The 16,312-nt window shown below is 48.7% G+C and carries 18 protein-coding genes; 8 read left to right on the top strand and 10 right to left on the bottom strand.

Annotated features, from left to right (window positions below):
• The first annotated feature begins 14 nt into the window (after positions 1 to 14).
• The 6 genes from DU481_RS04605 to DU481_RS04630 all read left to right on the top strand — a co-directional run bounded on the left by DU481_RS04605 (position 15) and on the right by DU481_RS04630 (position 4,481).
• On the top strand, positions 15 to 1,082 hold the full coding sequence (locus DU481_RS04605; RefSeq protein ID WP_350132986.1) for a hypothetical protein: 1,068 nt from the start codon (positions 15 to 17) through the stop codon (positions 1,080 to 1,082).
• Positions 1,079 to 1,945, top strand: coding sequence for a YicC/YloC family endoribonuclease (locus DU481_RS04610; protein WP_350132988.1), 867 nt, complete (start codon positions 1,079 to 1,081; stop codon positions 1,943 to 1,945). Before DU481_RS04605 ends, DU481_RS04610 begins: the two co-directional genes overlap by 4 nt.
• Before the next feature lie 79 nt (positions 1,946 to 2,024).
• Complete coding sequence (locus DU481_RS04615) at positions 2,025 to 3,305, top strand: AAA family ATPase (protein ID WP_350132990.1); 1,281 nt, start codon at positions 2,025 to 2,027, stop codon at positions 3,303 to 3,305.
• Positions 3,306 to 3,311: 6 nt separating this feature from the next.
• On the top strand, positions 3,312 to 3,791 hold the full coding sequence (locus DU481_RS04620; RefSeq protein WP_350132992.1) for a hypothetical protein: 480 nt from the start codon (positions 3,312 to 3,314) through the stop codon (positions 3,789 to 3,791).
• A gap of 128 nt (positions 3,792 to 3,919) precedes the next feature.
• Positions 3,920 to 4,153, top strand: a complete 234-nt coding sequence (locus DU481_RS04625; RefSeq protein ID WP_350132994.1) for an AbrB/MazE/SpoVT family DNA-binding domain-containing protein — start codon at positions 3,920 to 3,922, stop codon at positions 4,151 to 4,153.
• Positions 4,128 to 4,481 carry a type II toxin-antitoxin system PemK/MazF family toxin gene (locus DU481_RS04630; RefSeq protein ID WP_350132996.1) on the top strand — a complete coding sequence of 118 codons (354 nt, stop codon included), beginning with the start codon at positions 4,128 to 4,130 and terminating at the stop codon, positions 4,479 to 4,481. The genes DU481_RS04625 and DU481_RS04630 overlap by 26 nt, the downstream gene beginning before the upstream one ends.
• Before the next feature lies 1 nt (position 4,482).
• Here DU481_RS04630 and ald read toward each other — a convergent pair whose 3' ends face one another.
• From ald to queD, 5 genes are read right to left on the bottom strand one after another with little or no spacing between them, the layout of a single operon-like run.
• Positions 4,483 to 5,598, bottom strand: a complete 1,116-nt coding sequence (gene ald, locus DU481_RS04635; protein ID WP_350132998.1) for an alanine dehydrogenase — start codon at positions 5,596 to 5,598, stop codon at positions 4,483 to 4,485.
• Between the two features lie 22 nt (positions 5,599 to 5,620).
• Complete coding sequence (locus tag DU481_RS04640; RefSeq protein WP_350133000.1) at positions 5,621 to 6,361, bottom strand: SDR family oxidoreductase; 741 nt, start codon at positions 6,359 to 6,361, stop codon at positions 5,621 to 5,623.
• 39 nt (positions 6,362 to 6,400) lie between these two features.
• Positions 6,401 to 7,048: an ankyrin repeat domain-containing protein gene (locus tag DU481_RS04645; RefSeq protein ID WP_350133001.1), complete on the bottom strand. Its 648-nt coding sequence runs from the start codon at positions 7,046 to 7,048 to the stop codon at positions 6,401 to 6,403.
• Entirely contained in the window at positions 7,032 to 7,814 is a 783-nt protein-coding gene (locus DU481_RS04650) for a TatD family hydrolase (protein WP_350133003.1), read from the bottom strand. Before DU481_RS04650 ends, DU481_RS04645 begins: the two co-directional genes overlap by 17 nt.
• A gap of 22 nt (positions 7,815 to 7,836) precedes the next feature.
• Entirely contained in the window at positions 7,837 to 8,286 is a 450-nt protein-coding gene (queD, locus tag DU481_RS04655; protein WP_350133005.1) for a 6-carboxytetrahydropterin synthase QueD, read from the bottom strand.
• Positions 8,287 to 8,349: 63 nt separating this feature from the next.
• Between queD and DU481_RS04660 the strand changes: the two genes are divergently transcribed.
• Positions 8,350 to 9,189 carry a radical SAM protein gene (locus DU481_RS04660; RefSeq protein ID WP_350133007.1) on the top strand — a complete coding sequence of 280 codons (840 nt, stop codon included), beginning with the start codon at positions 8,350 to 8,352 and terminating at the stop codon, positions 9,187 to 9,189.
• Between the two features lie 475 nt (positions 9,190 to 9,664).
• Entirely contained in the window at positions 9,665 to 11,266 is a 1,602-nt protein-coding gene (locus DU481_RS04665) for an alginate export family protein (RefSeq protein ID WP_502889911.1), read from the top strand.
• Between the two features lie 27 nt (positions 11,267 to 11,293).
• On the opposite strand, the gene DU481_RS04670 is transcribed toward DU481_RS04665, so the two are convergent.
• The 5 genes from DU481_RS04670 to DU481_RS04690 all read right to left on the bottom strand — a co-directional run bounded on the left by DU481_RS04670 (position 11,294) and on the right by DU481_RS04690 (position 16,180).
• The gene (locus DU481_RS04670; RefSeq protein WP_350133011.1) at positions 11,294 to 12,826 is read right to left on the bottom strand and encodes an amidohydrolase family protein; all 1,533 of its coding nucleotides are present in this window, start codon (positions 12,824 to 12,826) and stop codon (positions 11,294 to 11,296) included.
• Positions 12,827 to 12,958: 132 nt separating this feature from the next.
• Positions 12,959 to 13,753, bottom strand: coding sequence for an FxDxF family PEP-CTERM protein (locus DU481_RS04675; protein ID WP_090317039.1), 795 nt, complete (start codon positions 13,751 to 13,753; stop codon positions 12,959 to 12,961).
• 422 nt (positions 13,754 to 14,175) lie between these two features.
• Positions 14,176 to 15,309: a glucuronyl hydrolase gene (locus DU481_RS04680; RefSeq protein ID WP_350133013.1), complete on the bottom strand. Its 1,134-nt coding sequence runs from the start codon at positions 15,307 to 15,309 to the stop codon at positions 14,176 to 14,178.
• 85 nt (positions 15,310 to 15,394) lie between these two features.
• Positions 15,395 to 15,667: a MoaD/ThiS family protein gene (locus DU481_RS04685; RefSeq protein ID WP_350133015.1), complete on the bottom strand. Its 273-nt coding sequence runs from the start codon at positions 15,665 to 15,667 to the stop codon at positions 15,395 to 15,397.
• A gap of 69 nt (positions 15,668 to 15,736) precedes the next feature.
• On the bottom strand, positions 15,737 to 16,180 hold the full coding sequence (locus DU481_RS04690) for a M67 family metallopeptidase (RefSeq protein WP_350133017.1): 444 nt from the start codon (positions 16,178 to 16,180) through the stop codon (positions 15,737 to 15,739).
• Positions 16,181 to 16,312 lie beyond the last annotated feature (132 nt).

The following is a 16,312-nucleotide window of genomic DNA, read 5'->3' on the forward strand; positions in this document are numbered from 1 at the left end:
TCCACAGCATGGCGATGAAGGTATGCTTTTTCCTCTCCATGCTCATTTTTGCCGCGCCTGCGGCAGCGAATCCTTCAAATGACGCGGCATCTTCCGGCGCTGCAAAAACCGTGCGGTTTGCCGTACTGGGCGACATGCCCTACACCGATGCCGAATATGCCCTACTGGAACAGCCCAATGGCGCAATCGCCAAAGCCATTCGCGCATTAAACCCGCCCGTGCTGATCCACCTGGGCGATTTCAAAAGAGGCCGGTTGAGCTGCAGCGACGATTTGTTTCAAGACCATTACCGCCAGATCGCGCAACTGAATCCGCATAAAACGGTATACACCCCCGGCGATAACGACTGGACCGATTGCGACCGATTCAGTACCGGCATGCGGCACGACGAACTGGAACGCCTCGGCTATCTGCGCCAACTATTTTTTCATCAAGACCGGCAACACTTAACCAAGAATATTCCGGGCCTTATCCGGCAACGCGATTTCATCGAAAACGCGCAATGGAGCATCGGGCCGGTCGCTTTCACCACGCTGCATATTCCCGGCACCAATAATGGCCGCAGGGAAATTCTGCGCAGCAACATCGACGATGCCTTGAACGAAGCGGATCGCCGCGATCAAGCCAACACCGGATGGCTGCAACAACGCTTCGCCACGGCGGAATCCGCACAAGCGGTGGTCATCGCTTTCCAAGCGGATATGTTCGACTTTGATCACGAAAAACCGGTCTGCACCACGAGCAATCGCACCGATTGCGATGGCTTCCGCTTGCTGCGTGATCTGATCAAGCAAAAAGCCGAACAATTCAAGAAGCCGGTTCTGATCATTCACGGCGACACCGCAGCGTATTGCCTGCACCAGCCCTACCCCGGCATCCCTAATCTTTGGCGCCTGAATGCACCGGGCGATTACAAATACATCGATGCGAGTCTGGTGGTATTCGATCCGGAAAACAAAGACACACCCTTTACCGTAACCGGTCTACTGGACGGTAAACCCGCTCCGGCGATCTGTGACGACAACTTGCTCAGCTTATCCCGGTATATTCCCCTTCAAACTTTAAAAACACTCTTATCATGATTGTCAGCATGACCGGCTACGCCGCCGCAACCCAAGAAATGCCCTACGGATCGTTCAACCTGGAGATCCGTTCGGTCAATAACCGCTATCTCGACATCCAGCTCCGTCTGCCGGATGATTTTCGCAAGCTGGAACCGGCCATGCGCGAACTGCTGACAAAGCAACTCAGCCGCGGTAAAGTCGAATGCCGCCTGAATTTTTCCCCGTCAGCAAATACGGAAAATTCTCAGCAGCTCGATCAGGCTTTGCTGGAAAAATTGCTGCAACTCGAACAATCCGTCAAAACACGCCACCCCGCCGCACCTTCGTTAACGGTGGCGGAAATCCTGAAATGGCCCGGCATGCTCGGAAGTGACATGGCACCCGGCGAGGAATCCGATGAAATCGGCATGACCTTGCTACAAACCGCATTGAATGACTTAAAAGCTGCGCGGATACGCGAAGGCGACAAGCTGAAATCCGTTTTACTGGAACGCATCAAGCAAATGCGCCAATTACTGCAATCCGCTGCCCCGCGCATTCCGGCATTAATCGCTGCCTTCGAGGAAAAACTGCGCACTCGTTTAGAAGAAATTCTTGGCACACAAGAAAACGAACGCATCCACCAGGAAATCACCCTGTTCGCCAGTAAAATCGACGTCGACGAAGAGCTCTCACGCCTGCAAGCGCACATCGACGAAGTCGAACGCATCATCAACAAAGGCGGTGCCGTCGGCAAACAACTCGATTTCATGATGCAAGAACTGCACCGCGAAGCCAATACCATCGGCTCAAAATCGGTTGACCTGGAAATTACGCGGATCTCAATGGAATTGAAGGTGATTATCGAGCAGATGCGGGAACAGGTGCAGAATATTGAGTGATGGAATCTGAGTTTCTACTGCTTTATTTAAATATCACAATTCCACTCAACTAACTCACATCGATAATAGGAGAAATGTCATGCTCTATATCTACATGAATAATTATCGCGGGTTCAGTAACACACTTATTCCTCTAAATAAATGCACTTTTCTAGTCGGAGAAAACAGTACAGGCAAAAGCTCTTTTCTTGCATTACTGCAATTAATAACGAGACCAGACTTTTGGTTCTTTCCTCGTTTTGATAAAACCGAAGATCTTCAACTAAATAGTTTCTCAGACATTGTTTCAGCTAATTCTGAAAATTTAACATTCTTTGACGTGGGAATTATAAATGTTTCTCTAAAGAAAAATGGCAGCTACGATCTTGATGTCGCTATAAATCGATTTATCGAACAAAATACGATGCCTACAATTGCAACACACTTTCAGCTTCAGGCTGGAAAAGAAACTCATATACGCTTCAACAAGAAAGATACGCAATACCTTGTAGAACCATCACCTCCTTCTTTCGAAACCGAAACAACTGCATTAGAGTATTTCTGGCATAGGCTGCATGCACTTAACGATGCTACCGATTTCAAATCTTTACCACAAAGCTTTCCACCCAATCCACCGCTTGCAGTAGCATTATCTCTAATCCGAGCAATCGAATCAGGTGAGAAACCAAAACTCAATGAATTCAAAGCAGAAATACCAATGGCAATTGATTTAACCTGGATCGCCCCTATCCGTACTCGACCGAAGCGAATATACGAAGGTTTTTCACGCGATTACTCCGCAGAAGGAGAACATTCTCCTTTTGTTCTAAAAAGAAACTTGAAATCCAAAAAATTTGCAGATCGTCTTGCAGCATTTGGTGATGCAAGTGGCCTATTTGAAACAGTAATTACTCATACCTTTGGCAGAGGCGAACGAAATCCTTTTGAAGTTCTGATTAGATTACGAGGTACCAATCTGAATATTAACAACGTTGGATATGGCGTTTCTCAAGCACTTCCTTTAGTTGTAGAATTCTTAGCTCGAGAGAAAGGACGTACCTTTGCTGTACAGCAACCAGAAGTCCACCTGCATCCTAGAGCTCAAGCGGCACTTGGAGGGCTTCTCTTTGAGCTCGCTGTAGAAAGAGAGCATTCATTCTTAGTTGAAACACACTCAGATTACCTCATCGATCGATTTCGCACTGAAATGTCGAGATCAGAAAATCCTCCTAAAGCACAAGTTCTTTTCTTTGCGCGAACTGAAAAAGGAAATACGGTAACACCCATTGAGATTGCTCAATCTGGTCAATATCCTAAGGATCAACCAAAAGCTTTTAGAGAATTTTTCATCAATGAAGAAATGCTACTTTTGTCACTATAAAAAAACATGACTATCGTAATTGACATCAACACGTTTTCAATGGTCTTCGACAAAAGTAACGTAAATTATGATGACTTTGAGCCGGTAAAGAACTGGTTAGACCGTAAAGATGGTTTTCTTCTCTTTGGGGGTACAAAATATATCGCTGAATTGACGCGCTCGTACCGTCATATGCGCTTAGTCAGAACATTAAAGGATGCTGGGATAGCTGTACAAATAAAATCTGATCAAGTTGATTCTATTGAAGATGAAATTAAAGTACTTACTAATGGAACTTGTTGCAATGATCAACACATAATGGCGCTATTGGCAGCTGCAAACTGTTCACTACTTTGTTCTCGTGACGCTAAGCTATATCCATTTGTTACACAAAAGCAGTATTATCCAAAAAGAATCAAGCTGAGAGTCCGAATCTATTCCTCAGCGCGCAATACAAATCTGCTTAGTCGCACAAAACTTAATAATATTCGAAATGCTGATCTTTAGATCAACTTTATTGAATAACTCATTGATAAATAGCATATATAAAAATTATTCTTAATACACAGACTAATTGCAACCTCGCCAGATATACGTTACCGTAAGGAATCCTCACAAAATAAAGGAGTACTGAGGTGTCTCAACTTGCCAAATTAAGTCAAAAAGGCCAAATCACGGTACCTGCCGAAGTGCGTAAACGGTTACAGCTCAAAGCAGGAGATACGCTTGCGTGGGAGGTGCTGGAAAACGGAAAAATATCGGTACATCGAGTGGAAGAGTCACTGGATGCGAGTTACTTGGCTGCATTAAACGATGTTTTATCGGAATGGAACAGTACCGAAGATGACGAAGCCTACCGTAATCTATAATCGCTACGATGTTGTCAAAGTTCCTTTTCCATTCACCGATCAGCAGGCCAGCAAGAGCCGACCTGCGCTGATTATTTCTTCAGCAGCATCATTCAATGATTGTATTGGCCATAGTGTGATGGCCATGATCACTTCAGCTCAACACGCTCCTTGGCCATTAGATACATCCATCGCTGATTTGAATAGCGCAGGTTTACCGGTGGCATCGATCATCCGGTTAAAGCTCTTTACTCTGGATCACCGTCTGATCATTTGCGCATTAGGCCATTTGTCAGATCAAGATAAAACAATTTTTAACAAAAACTTCACCGCACTCACTGCTGATTGAATTACGCCAGCACATCCACCGCAGGCGTATAACCCAACCCCAAATCCCGCGCCACCGCTTCATACGTCAACCGGCCTTGGTAAACATTCAGGCCATTGCGTAAATGCACGTCGTCCGTTAGTGCTTTGCGGTGGCCCTTATTGGCCAGCGCCAAGACGAACGGCAGCGTCGCGTTATTGAGTGCGAAAGTAGAGGTTCGTGCGACTGCGCCGGGCATGTTGGAAACGCAGTAATGCACCACACCATCGACGGTGAAAATGGGATTGGCCAGCGTGGTCGGTTTGGAGGTTTCGAAACAGCCGCCTTGGTCGATGGCAACATCGACCAGCACCGCGCCGCGGTTCATGCGGCTGACCAATTCGCGGCTGACCAATTTAGGCGCTGCGCCGCCGGGAACCAGTACCGCGCCGATGACCAGATCGGCGGTTGAAACATGTTCTTCCAGTGCATCCACCGTTGAGAAAACGGTATTAATTTTCGAGCCGTATTGAAAATCCAGTTGCTGCAAGCGGTGAATCGATTTATCCAGCACGGTGACATGCGCTTCGACGCCCATCGCAATACGCGCGGCGTTGGTGCCGACGACACCGCCGCCGATCACGACGACCCGTGCGGCAGGTACACCGGACACACCGCCCAGCAGCATGCCGCGACCGCCTTGATCCAGCTCCAGCGCGTGTGCCCCGGCTTGAATCGCCATGCGGCCCGCTACTTCGCTCATCGGTGCGAGCAGTGGCAAGCCGCCGAAACTATCTGTCACGGTTTCATAAGCGATGGCGATACAGCCGGAATTCATCAGAGCTTTAGTCTGAACCGGATCGGGAGCAAGATGCAGATAGGTGAACAATACTTGCCCTTGGCGTAACAGCGGCAGCTCGGATGCTTGCGGTTCTTTGACTTTGACGATCAGATCGGCCTTGGCGTAAATTTCCTGCGGCGTTTCCACGATTTCCGCGCCCGCGTTGCGGTACTTATCGTCGCTCAAATCGATTTGCATCCCGGCATTTTTCTGCACCATGACATGATGGCCATGAGCAACCAGTTCGCGTACCGCTGCCGGCGTCAGTCCCACGCGGGATTCATGAATTTTAATTTCCTTAGGCACGCCGATACGCATTTGCTTCCCCTCTCCCTATCTGTTAAATAATTCCACCGTTGACGCCAATATTCTGTCCCGTGATCCAGCGGGCTTCATCGCTGACCAAAAATAACACCACTTGCGCAATATCATCCGCTGCGCCCAGCCTTCCCAAAGCCGCCATCGCCGCCATGCGTTCGATATCCGCCGGGGTTTTACCGCTGCGGAACAATTCCGTATCGACCGGACCGGGCGAGACGATGTTTGCGGTAATGCCGCGCTTTCCCGCTTCGCGCGCGAAAATCCGCGTCAGTTGCTCAACGGCCGCCTTGGTCGCAGCATATGCGCCGTACTTAGGCAGCATCAGGCGCGTCACGGTGCTGGAAACAGTCACGATACGGCCATGATCCGCGAGTTTTGCCGCGGCTTCGCGCAATGCATAAAAAACACTCTTGAAATTGATATCGACAATGCGATCGAATTCGTCGTCGCTGATTTCGGCAATTTCCTTAAATACCAAGACTCCGGCGTTATTGACGAGAATGTCGATCTGCTGGAAACGTTCGATTGCAGCCGTGAAAAGCTGCCGCACCGCAGCCGGATCGCTGACATCGGCCCGCACCGCCAAGCATTCGCCACCGGCTTCGGTAATGGCGGCGCATACACGGTCCGCGGCGGCTTGGTTTTGCGCATAATTGACGATGACTTTAGCACCTGCTTTGGCTAACGTAAGCGCGATCTCGGCACCGATTCCACGCGCCGACCCGGTTACCAAAGCCACTTTTCCTTGCAGCAGCTGCATGCTCAAATTACCGGACAGATAGCTGCTTTCGCGTTCATTTTATTTCGCCACTTCGCGGGTTTTAAGAAACTTAACCATATCCGGGTGATTGTATTTTTCCGCCCAGACCAGAGCATTGTCGCCATGCTCATTTTTGATCGCTGGATCAGCACCTTGGTCGAGCAGCAATGAAACCGCATCAACATGATTTCCCCTGACCGCCATCATCAATGCGGTCGAACCATTGTCGGTAATCGAGTTAATATTAGCGCCACCGGACAACAGTAACCGGAGGGTGTCCAGATGCCCGCCGTAAGCGGCGTAGGTCAATGGATTCCAGCCGCTATGATTGATCTCGGCGCCTTTGATATAAAACAACCGCACCAATTCGGTCAGGCCGTGATAGCTGGCCAGCATAATCGCCGTTTCGCCGTAGCGGTTGCGAATATCCAATTGCGCACCGGCAGCGATCAGCACTTGCGCCATGTTCAAATTCTTATCCTTGGCCGCGATCATTAAGGGTGTATAGCCATCGCGGTTCGCCAAATCCGGATTAGCGCCTTTTTCCAATAACCGGGAGACTTCGGGTACATTTCCCTTTTCCACCGCCCACATGAAATCTTCCTGAATACCCGCAGCCGCGTGAAGCGGCAGGTAAGAGAGCAGCACACATATCGATAACCAATACGATTTAAGCAGATATGCCATGTTTAGGTGGTTTGAATAGGTTAAAAAAATTATCCGTGGTTGCCGTTGCAATATCTTCCAGATCCGCATTCCGCAAGCGCGCGATTTCTTCCGCCACATGCCGCACGAATGCAGGTTGATTCTGTTTGCCGCGAAACGGCACCGGCGCGAGATAAGGCGAATCGGTTTCAATCAACATTCTATCCAATTGAATGTTCTTGGCAACTTCTTTTAATGCCACGGCATTTTTGAACGTCACGATGCCGGAAAATGAAATGTAAAAATTCATTGCAATGGCTTGCTGCGCAACTTCCCAGCTTTCGGTAAAGCAATGCATCACGCCGCCCACTTGATCGGCGCCCTCTTCCTGCATGATCCGCAACGTATCCGCAGCAGCGGAGCGGGTGTGAATGATCAGTGGCTTATTCACCTTGCGCGCTGCACGAATGTGTTGGCGGAAGCGCTCGCGCTGCCATTCCAGATCGCCTTGCAGACGGAAATAATCCAAACCGGTTTCCCCAATCGCGATGACTTTGGGGTGATTGGCCAATTCTGCAATTTGCTCGGCGGCCGGTTCTATTTGATCTTCATAATCCGGATGCACACCGACGGAGGCAAACAGATTCTCGTGCGCTTCCGCCAAAGCGCGTACGCGAGGAAAGTTCGGCAAATCGACGCTAACGCAGAGCGCGTGCGTAACGTGATTTTGCTGCATGTTCAGTAATAATTGATCCAGATCTTTGGCCAGATCGGGAAAATCGAGATGACAATGTGAATCGATAAACATAACAATAAATAGTCTCTAAAAATTAGACTGAGCCACGCACCGCGTCGGCCCAGCAGTTCGGTGTTTCATACAAACGCACCTGCTCGAGTTGCAGATGATTGCCATAGCTGTCCTGGTAAGCGCCTTCCAGAATTTCAAATGCAAGCAATGCCAGATTTTCCGCTGTCGGTTGCACATCCAGCACAACCGTTTTATGGTCTTCGATCGATTGCAAAAATTGCAAAACTTTCGTATCGCCGGAATACACTAAGAAGGCGTGATCCCACTGATCAACCAATACCGATTTGGCAATGCGTTTGACTTCGGAGTAATCCATCACCATGCCTTGCTGCGCAACACCTTCGTCAGCGATAATGTTGCCGGATAACGTAATCTCGATACAGTAACGGTGGCCGTGCAGATGGCGGCATTGGCTGTTATGCGTTGAAATGCGGTGACCTGCGTCAAATTCCAGCCTTCGAGTAATGAACATACGTACAATTGAGAAGCGAAATGAATATATGGAATTGTAACATTGCGAGCAAACTCTAAACTATTGAATACGACCGATCACAGCCGCGACAGCGCCGGACTCACCTACGTGTACCCGGTGATTTCGCGCCGCGCCGGTGGTGTCTCGATCGGTATTAATCTGAATCCGAACAATGCTTGCAACTGGCGCTGCGTCTATTGCCAAGTGCCGGATCTGAAACGCGGCTCCGCGCCGCGTATTGATCTGAACCGGCTGGAGATCGAATTACGATCGTTTCTGCACGAACTGACAGCCGGAGATTACATGCAACAGCATGTACCGCTTGAAGCCAGAAAAATTCACGATATCGCCCTATCCGGTAACGGTGAACCGACGAGCGCGAAAGAATTCGAGCAAGTGATCGAATTGATCGGGCGCGTCAAAAATGATTTTGCATTACCGGCAGCGTTAAAAATCGTGCTCATCACCAATGGCAGCTTGATTCACCGTCCTGCGGTACAAGCTGGTTTGAAGCATATGGGAGAGCTGAATGGAGAAATCTGGTTCAAGTTCGACCGCGCTTCCAGCAAGGAAAGGCAACGCATCAACAACACATCGATCAGTCTGAGAAAAGTCCAGGATCATTTACGGATAGCGGCTTTACTCTGCCCAACTTGGTTACAAACTTGTGTTTTTCAGCTGGACGGCATGCCGCCCTCGAATGAAGAAACTGCCGCTTATTTAAGTTTTTTGCAGCAACTGACCCACAATGAAATTCCGGTCCAGGGCGTTTTATTGTATGGCATCGCGCGCCCATCGCTACAACCGGAAGCATCTCGTCTTTCTAAAATTGACAATGCTTGGTTATCTCAATTCGGCGAGCAAATTAAACGCACGGGGTACGCCGTCAAAATCAGCCAATAGGGTGATGAATTGCCTTAAAAACCGAGTCTGGCGCAGGGTTATACCGCACCCTATGTTGTTGATTTACAACAAAACAACATTCAATCAATTCTACTAAAATCAATCAGTTATTTAACCACCATTTCATCCCGTAATTGACTGAAATCTATCAGTTACCTTGTCAAGAAGGGAAAAGCATTGTTTTAATGTATTATTTCTCCACTTTTCCATACATCGAAGCTATTTATAATACGACACCCTAATTGGCCGCCCTTGGCGATGTCATGCCATAAAGACCAGTAGCCTGCGGTATAATATTTTCAATTCTCTGATACCAATCATATGATTCCATTTGATTACCAACCCGGATTATTAACAACGGAGCTTATTAATGAATAACTCGAGATTCTTCACTTTCTCTGCATTTGCCACTCGTAAGCGAAAACTTGCTATGGCAGGAAGCATGCAGCGATGGTTGCTTAAACTTGGTGTATGTATGCTGAGTATGGGAGTGCCGCTGTCGGTGTATGCAAATCCGCCCGCATCTGCTCCTAAAGCCTCGGATGCCCCCAAAGCTGCTGAAGCGCCCAAAGCAGCCGAGGCGCCGAAAGTTGCTGACGGTAAATTTGATATGGCCAAAGTACCGGCAGTCTCAGCTCCATCACGTCCAGGCTTGTTTCTGTTACCGCCTGCCGGTCCGGGCTATTTTTCACTGTGGGATTTGGTAACCGGTAATAAGCGTGAAAAACCGCCCGTCGCCCCTTATGCGCCGTTTGCGTTATTGACCACACCGGCGTACGACATTGACTTTCGCTATCTGGCCACACCGGGACACGAGAAAGACATATTCGATCCGGTTAAGAGAATGAATCTGGGCGATGATTGGTTATTGTCACTGGGTGGTAACTTCTGGTATCGCTATATTCACGAAACGGATAGCCGTTTGAATGCAGCGGGCACCAATAATGACTTCCACTTGTTGCGTACCAGGGTTCACGCGGATTTATGGTACCGCGACAAAGTGCGGTTATTTGCCGAATTGATTGATGCTCGCGCTTTTGGTTCCGAGTTGCCACCGCTTGCAACGGATAGAAATCATGCTGACATATTGAATATGTTTACCGATATCAAGCTGGCCAATATCAATAATGGACCGGCGTATATCCGTGTGGGCCGGCAAGAGATGATGTATGGTTCGCAACGCTTGATCTCGACATTAGATTGGGTCAACACACGTAGAACATTCCAGGGTGTTAAAACGTTCTGGCGTACGGCGGAATGGGATGTGGATGCATTCTGGATGCGCCCGATGGTCATTGAAAAAGGGAACGTCGATAACTGGGATACACAGCAAAACTTCTTTGGCTTGTGGGCGACCAACAAACCGAAACCAGGCCACTTAATCGATCTTTACTTCCTTAGTTTAATCAACGATCGCAACGTTTCTGCTGCGAACATGCTCGCGGGAAATATTCTGCAAGGCAATGCGGATACTCATACGCTCGGTGGCCGCGTGGCAGGTAACTTCGATAATCTGCTGTATGAATTGGAGGGTATGTATCAGTTCGGTCAGCGGTCCAATCTGGACGTATCCGCTTTCGCTGTGGCAACCGGGGTAGGTTACCGCTTACCGCTGCCAATGAACCCGCAAGGCTGGATACGCTATGATTTTGCATCCGGTGACGGTAATTCCAAGGACGGCAGAAGCAATACGTTTAATCAACTGTTTCCGTTTGGTCACTACTATCTCGGTTTCCTGGATCGTGTCGGACGTCAGAACATGCATGATTTCAATGCGCAATTCACCATGCATCCGATGCCCTGGATAACATTCATCACGCAATATCATCGCTTCTATTTGGCGAATAACCGTGATTATTTGTACAACGCTGCCGGTCAGGCAACATTGCGGGACATCACAGGTCAGTCTGGCAGTCATATCGGCGATGAAATTGATTTCCGCTTAAATCTCCACATGAGCCGCCACCAGGACGTGTTACTGGGTTACTCAAAATTGTGGCGCGGTGAATTCCTGGATAAGCAAAGACCGGGAACTTCTCCTGATCTTTTCTACGTTCAATACAATTTCCGCTTCTGAGTTTTTCAAGTAAGTCAAAACAACAAACTACTGACAGCCAGATAGCGGCAGCCAATTCGCCAGCGGCCCCTCGCTTCGCAATAGCCCATCCGCTTGCTTCATAAAATAAACATGATTATCCGCCGAAGAAATGCCTGCATACACTTGTGTGGCTGGATAATAACGGTAACTGTAGAGACTTGAAACCACCGTTGTCTGACCAGCAGGCGATAATAATTCAGGATACTTTCCTTCCGCCCAAGTCAGAAAACATTCGATACTTGCCGGAGATGATTGATTGATGAATTTATTCACAATCGTGCGTCCGCCGGAAATCACCAATTGTGGATATTCCAACAGTTTGAATTTCTGGAATGGATTACCTTTTACCGCAATCACATCGGCCGGGGCACCCGCCACCAGCGTCCCTAGCGGCGCCAGATCCAAATGCTCACCCGCTTTTGATGTGGCCGATTTAATGACATTGACCACGTCGGTAAAATCGATGGATTCTCTACTGGTTAAATGCAATATCATATGCAACTCTTCGCCGTTGATCCCCCAAGGCACGTTGTCATGTCCAATCTCAGAGCCATAAATAAATTTCGCGCCTTTACTGGCCAGGCTCATGGTATTGGAGTGAATGCCTTTACCTGTGGCGGTATCCACACAAGCTGCCAGCGTATCAATGGTGGTGACGAACATAACCCCTTGATCCACCGCGCGCTGTAGCAAATCTTCCCTGATTTCGCCACAAGGTATATGCGCAAATTCATCAACACCTGCATTAAGCGCCCGTTCAAAACCGGTATTCTCACCGACATGCACGAGAACACGTTTACCCAATGCGTGGGCTTTGGCGACAATGGCATTGGCGATATCTTGCGATAACATCGGCCAGGGCGTCTCGGGCACCGGAACACCGTCGTGCGGCTGCATCCAGGGCGCACCGGTTTCGCCTCCCGGTTCCAATGCCATTTTGATTGCAGTTGCTCCACCAGCAATCAGATCGGTGACCACTTTATCGGCCTCGGTCGTGGATGTGACTGGAATACCGACTTTGTCATAACCGCCATCGCCACCACCGAATACATTCAGAGGATAACCACCCGCTGCTTGAATAATCGGCCCCACGCTCAACAACCGCAACGTTCCATCACCGCCTTCTTTAGCCTGCAATGGACCACCGGTATCCTGAACGGTCGTTACACCGTGTTCCAGCACAGCATTTTTATTAACACCCTGGAATGTAATATGTGCGTGCGACTCGATAAATCCCGGCAGAATAGTCGCATCCCCTAAATTAATCTGATTGGCACAGGATCCGCTCAATTCGGTTAAAGCCCCAATGCGCTTGATCTTATCGCCTTCAATCAACACCGCCATATTGTCTTGCGGAAAATTGACGCCGTCGAACAACCGGGCAGCTGCCAGTATTTGGCATTCCGGCAAACCGGGCGCTAACGTAACCGAGCCGCCATGATCTTCTCCGTCATGACTGAATGCGTTGAAACTGATTCCTTGCCACAGAATCAGTGCGATGGTTATTTTTTTGTTAAAACTGAAATTTATATTTGTCATTTTAATCCGGAATGGATGAAATTGATTCAGAACAAACGACAGCCCCGTATCACGCCGAAGAGGTAGGATTCGTATGATACAGGGCTGTGCGGTACAAATAGCCAGGAGGGTTGGCTATAGAATCAACTCTGTTTAGAGTTTACGGCGGCGGCTGGCGCTGAAGCCGATCAAACCAAGACCTGCCAGCAACATGGCATAGGTTTCAGGTTCTGGCACCAGTGCTACAGTGCCAGCCAGACCATACGCAAGGTGTGATGCAGCAAACTGATCAGCATAATCCGATCCACCTACAAATATTGAGTAGTCGCCCGCTGTCAAATGAAAAACTCCTGATACGGAATGATCCGCCAGACCATCAGCACCGGGAATAACGCCGGTACCATAATCTACAGGACTGCCATCATAGGCGGAACCAACATAAGTAAAGACACTGGCTGGATCGTTAGCTGTATTGGTAATACTCCAATCGGTCAGTGATCTGAAGGAACCTTCAGTCAAACCAACCCCACCCACCGCATCACGAATTGCAATTGACCCTGGGGTAGAGTCAAAATCCGCTCCAAATGGCGCAAGATGCGCAAGTCCTTTGTAAATAGAAAAACCAGGCAGTATACCGGCGGAAATCGAGGCGCCAGCTGAGGTAACATAAGCTTGCTCTTGGAACGAAATTTTCACATCGGCATCACTTGTCAAAGTAAAACGATATGCTTTCACCACATGAGAATCACCCCAGTCGGAATCGGTTCCGTCAATCCAACCATAATTTCCGGAAATTGATTGATTTGTAATTGTGCTAGAAGCTGGAGCCCCAGTGAAGGTACCAAAATCGCGGCCACCATAGCCGATATGTGCCATGGCAGGCAATGATGTCAAACCCGCCAATAACAATGCATATTTCAATGTACTTTTAACGAATGTTTCTTTCATAAATGACCCTAATTTCTTATTTGATTATGAATAGGCGAGAAAAGATTTCACACCTGCTGCGTTGGCCAACGTACGCGCAGTATTGATCAAACACAGTTAAGGGTCAATGCGGTAAATTGTCGCAGTTACAATGAGTTACGCCTAGTTTTGCAAGACAAAAAGATCCCTTCTCCGAACGTAAAAATAACGTCAGGAGCACAGACTCTGAATAGGCAAGCAATGCAGATTATCTAAAGCATTGTATTAGAATATAAAAACTGAACAGTTAATGATAATCCGGCCGACAGTGATCGTGATCGGAAAGAATGAGCATCAAAGCAAAAATTTCGTATGCGATACCCGTACCCCATGCTTTTACCCATCATGATGTGTGGCGACATCGATTTTCTTCTTCTCTTCAAGAGAGCAAGCATGTTCGCAATCTAACAATGGCCGGGTTCGATAAAACCCGTCAGCGTAGCGAGTGCGGCCATCAGGAAAAAATTACCCCACACCGATTCCACCAATTCTTCTTCGTTCTGCCCGGTTTTGTAGCAACACCCCCAGAAAACTCCGGTTGAGCTATTTTTCTGATTTTCACTGCATCCGGTGTCTTGCTGAAATCCGATGAAATACTGGCTGCGGATGATGACACTGATCTGGCGATGCGCGTAAGCACGCCAATATTCGCCTTCGGGCAACAAACGCGCCAGGGAAAGCATCGCAATCGATGCGATGACGGCGGCGGAAGGATCATCGCAGGACACCAATTGACCGAGCCGGTTAGGCGGTAAGGAGCCTGGACGGGAATGCTGCCAATACTCACACGCTGTTTTGGCATGCGTCAAATACGGCTCACCCCACAAAGCCGCTGCCCGGGTTAATCCCAGCATCGCCCAGGATTGACCGCGTGACCATGTGCCCGCTTGATCGTCCGGTTGAAACCCCCTGCCGTCAAAATACGCGCTGGCGTGAAATGCGCCATTATGACGGCGGCACGCCGTCAACATTGTCTCGGCATGATGCTGTGCCATGTAGTAATGGAGGTTTTGTTCGCCGCTGGTCAGGAGCTGAAGCAGCGCGGCAAAATTATCGATCGCGATCGACTGATGACCGGTGGAAACTCCACCCATCGCGGCCCCCAGCGGAATGCAATTTAATTTGGGATTGAAACTGTGTGCCAGCGCGGTAATGGATTTTCTGGTCAGGGCACGCGCCTGTGTATCGCGAAACCAGATTTCCCCCAAAGCTGCGCCATACCAGAAAATCAAACTGCGATATCCCGAATCGACAGGAATTTTTCCGGCCAGGCGCTGGCAAATATCGGCAGCATTCTGTTGATCACTGGCCGACTCGGTTAATTTTGCCCGCAACCACCAGCACGCTCCCCAAAAACCGCCCATCCAGGAACCACTGGAGGACACAGTCCAGGCATTGGTATTCTTCGAGGAATACAATGGAAAATCGGTTGTGCAAATAGCGTTGATTGCATCCATACGGCGAAACATCAATTCCAGCGCATCAATCATTTCTTTGGAACTGAGCAACTGATCAGCCGCGTTATGAGGTATAGACATAAATCTTTCTTGAAAAGGCAATGTCATGGCAAAAGTACTGCAAAGAATCCGATAAAGTGCATGGAATATGCCACGATAAATTCTTTTAGCCTGCTGTCAGTGCAGGCAAAATGGTCACGATATCGCCATCTTGCAGGTTGGTTGCCAAGCCGTCGTGCAAGCGGATGTCGTTATCGTTGACATAAATATTGATGAAACGATACGCACTGCCGTCGAAAATCAATTTCGCTCTGATACCCGGATACTGCTGTTCCATCCGCTCAATGACTTCGGAAACCTTAACGCCTTCGATCGCGATATGCTTTTGCTGATTCGTCAACGATCTTAATCGCGTTGGAATAACTACGGTGATTGGCATGTCTGCGCCTGTTTGAATATTTTGAGGGGTTAGGAAAAAGCGTATTAGGTTGTCAGGATCGATCCGTACTTAAGCAACCATTTGCAATTCGAGCTCGGGTTGATATTGCCGCACGATTTGCACCCTTTCCTCGATCACCATTTGATCGGCAATGCGAAAACTGCGGATCTCCGCTGGGTAGAGATGTTGAGTCGGAATGATGACGTAATGCGCTTGCGGCTCGGTAGCCAACTCGACATCGCTGCGCCTCGGATAAGCTGCGCTGCTGGTGTGGGAGTGGTAGATAACGACCGGTTCCTCGCAACGCACGCTCATTTCTTTCCAGACTTGCAGTTGCTGTTGCGGATCAAACTGAAAGAAATTGTCCGATTGCGCGGCATTACGCATAGGAATCAGACGTAACGGCCAATTAGATCCCGCAGGACCGGCGATGATGCCGCAGGTTTCCACCGGATGATCATTCAATGCCTGAGCGATCATGGCATCAACCAGTTTAGCGTGTATCGTCAGCATAATTCCTTGTCTCCTTAATTATTATGAGTTAATGGCCGGTTTACGGCGCCTCTTTGCAGATGGGTAGCGATTGATCGGCCTGAACGCAATCAATCGCCGGACTGGTTGGTTCTTCTAGTCAGTCAAGATGGA

The sequence above is a fragment of the Nitrosomonas sp. genome (genome assembly GCF_040240425.1).
Lineage (GTDB): Bacteria > Pseudomonadota > Gammaproteobacteria > Burkholderiales > Nitrosomonadaceae > Nitrosomonas.